The following is a 1944-nucleotide window of genomic DNA, read 5'->3' on the forward strand; positions in this document are numbered from 1 at the left end:
GTGATTTGCGCTGCCGTGAGCGTGATGGTCTGCGGCGTCGTGCCGTTGGTGATCACCAGCGTGTCGCCAGCCACTGCACCGGCTGGCAGGCCTACGCGTACGTCGATGTCTCCGTTGAGCTCGGCCTTGCTGATCACGCCGTCGTTGTTGGCGTCTTCGGTGATGGTGACGACTGGGGCAGCACCGGTGGTGCCGGCCAGGGTGTCGACCTTGGCGGTGTCGGTACCTTTCTCGGAGGTGTTGCCGAACTGGTCGCGCAGCGTGGCTTCGACGGTCAGCGTGTTGCCTTCACCCGGGTTGGCGAAGGTAGTCGTGACGAAACCTGCGGTGATTTGCGCTGCAGTCAGGGTGATGGTCTGCGGGGTGGTTCCGTTGGTGATCACCAGCGTGTCGCCAGCCACTGCACCAGCTGGCAGACCTACGCGTACGTCGATCTCTCCATTGAGTTCAGCCTTGCTGATCACGCCGTCGTTGTTGGCATCTTCGGTGATGGTGACGACCGGAGCAGCACCCGTGGTGCCCGCCAGGGTGTCGACCTTGGCGGTGTCGGTACCTTTCTCGGAGGTGTTGCCGAACTGGTCACGCAGGGCAGCTTCGACGGTGATGCTGTTGCCTTCGCCCGGGTTGGCGAAGGTGGTTGTGACGAAACCTGCGGTGATTTGCGCAGCCGTCAGGGTGATGGTCTGCGGGGTGGTGCCGTTGGTGATCACCAGCGTATCGCCAGCCACTGCACCGGCTGGCAGGCCTACGCGTACGTCGATCTCTCCATTGAGCTCAGCCTTGCTGATCACGCCGTCGTTGTTGGCATCTTCGGTGATGGTGACGACCGGAGCAGCACCGGTGGTGCCGGCCAGGGTGTCGACCTTGGCGGTGTCGGTACCTTTTTCGGAGGTGTTGCCGAACTGGTCACGCAGGGTAGCTTCGACGGTCAGCGTGTTGCCTTCGCCCGGGTTGGCGAAGGTGGTCGTGACGAAGCCCGCAGTGATTTGCGCAGCCGTCAGGGTGATGGTCTGCGGCGTCGTGCCGTTGGTGATTACCAGCGTGTCGCCAGCCACCGCACCGGCTGGCAGGCCTACGCGTACGTCGATCTCTCCGTTGAGCTCGGACTTGCTGATCACGCCGTCGTTGTTGGCATCTTCGGTGATGGTGACGACCGGAGCAGCACCGGTGGTGCCGGCCAGGGTGTCGACCTTGGCGGTGTCGGTACCTTTCTCGGAGGTGTTGCCGAACTGGTCACGCAGGGTGGCCTCGACGGTCAGCGTGTTGCCTTCGCCCAGGTTGGCGAAGGTGGTTGTCACGAAGCCTGCAGTGATTTGTGCAGCCGTGAGCGTGATGGTCTGCGGCGTCGTGCCGTTGGTGATCACCAGCGTGTCGCCAGCTACCGCACCAGCCGGCAGGCCTACGCGTACGTCGATCTCTCCATTGAGCTCGGACTTGCTGATCACGCCGTCGTTGTTGGCGTCTTCGGTGATGGTGACGACTGGGGCCGCGCCGGTGTCGCCGGCAAGGGTGTCGATAGCGCCGTTGTCGGTAGCGCTGCCAGTATTGCCAGCTGGATCCGTAACCTGAGCATCAACGGTGTATGGGCCTTCAGCCAGTGTCTGCGGTACATCGACGGTGTAGCCGCCGCCAGCCAGAACCGGCGTGGTGAAGGTAAAGCTCGTGCCGTTCTGGGTAACGGTCAGGGTGACGATGCTACCCACCGGCGCATCGGTCGTACCGGTAATGGTCGGGGTGGTGTCGTTGCTAATCGCCGGAGCATCGACGCTGATGGTCGGTGCGGTGGTGTCGACGCTATAGCCTTCGGTATCGGAGGCGGTGCCAACGTTGCCGGCAGCATCGGTGGTGCTGATGCTCGCATCGATGGTGCGGTCGCTATCAGCCGCCAGGTCGGCGCCTGGGACATTGATGCTGAAGCCCAGAGTTCCGTTGGTGTTGGTGACC

1 protein-coding gene is annotated in these 1944 nt (G+C 63.2%); it reads right to left on the minus strand.

The features are described from left to right. The coding region (locus QRN22_RS24505) for a beta strand repeat-containing protein (RefSeq protein WP_285404326.1) at positions 1-1944 on the minus strand (1944 nt) is incomplete at both ends.

Origin of the sequence: Pseudomonas sp. MEJ086, from assembly GCF_030209025.1 — a bacterium.
GTDB classification, from domain to species: domain Bacteria; phylum Pseudomonadota; class Gammaproteobacteria; order Pseudomonadales; family Pseudomonadaceae; genus Aquipseudomonas; species Aquipseudomonas fulva_A.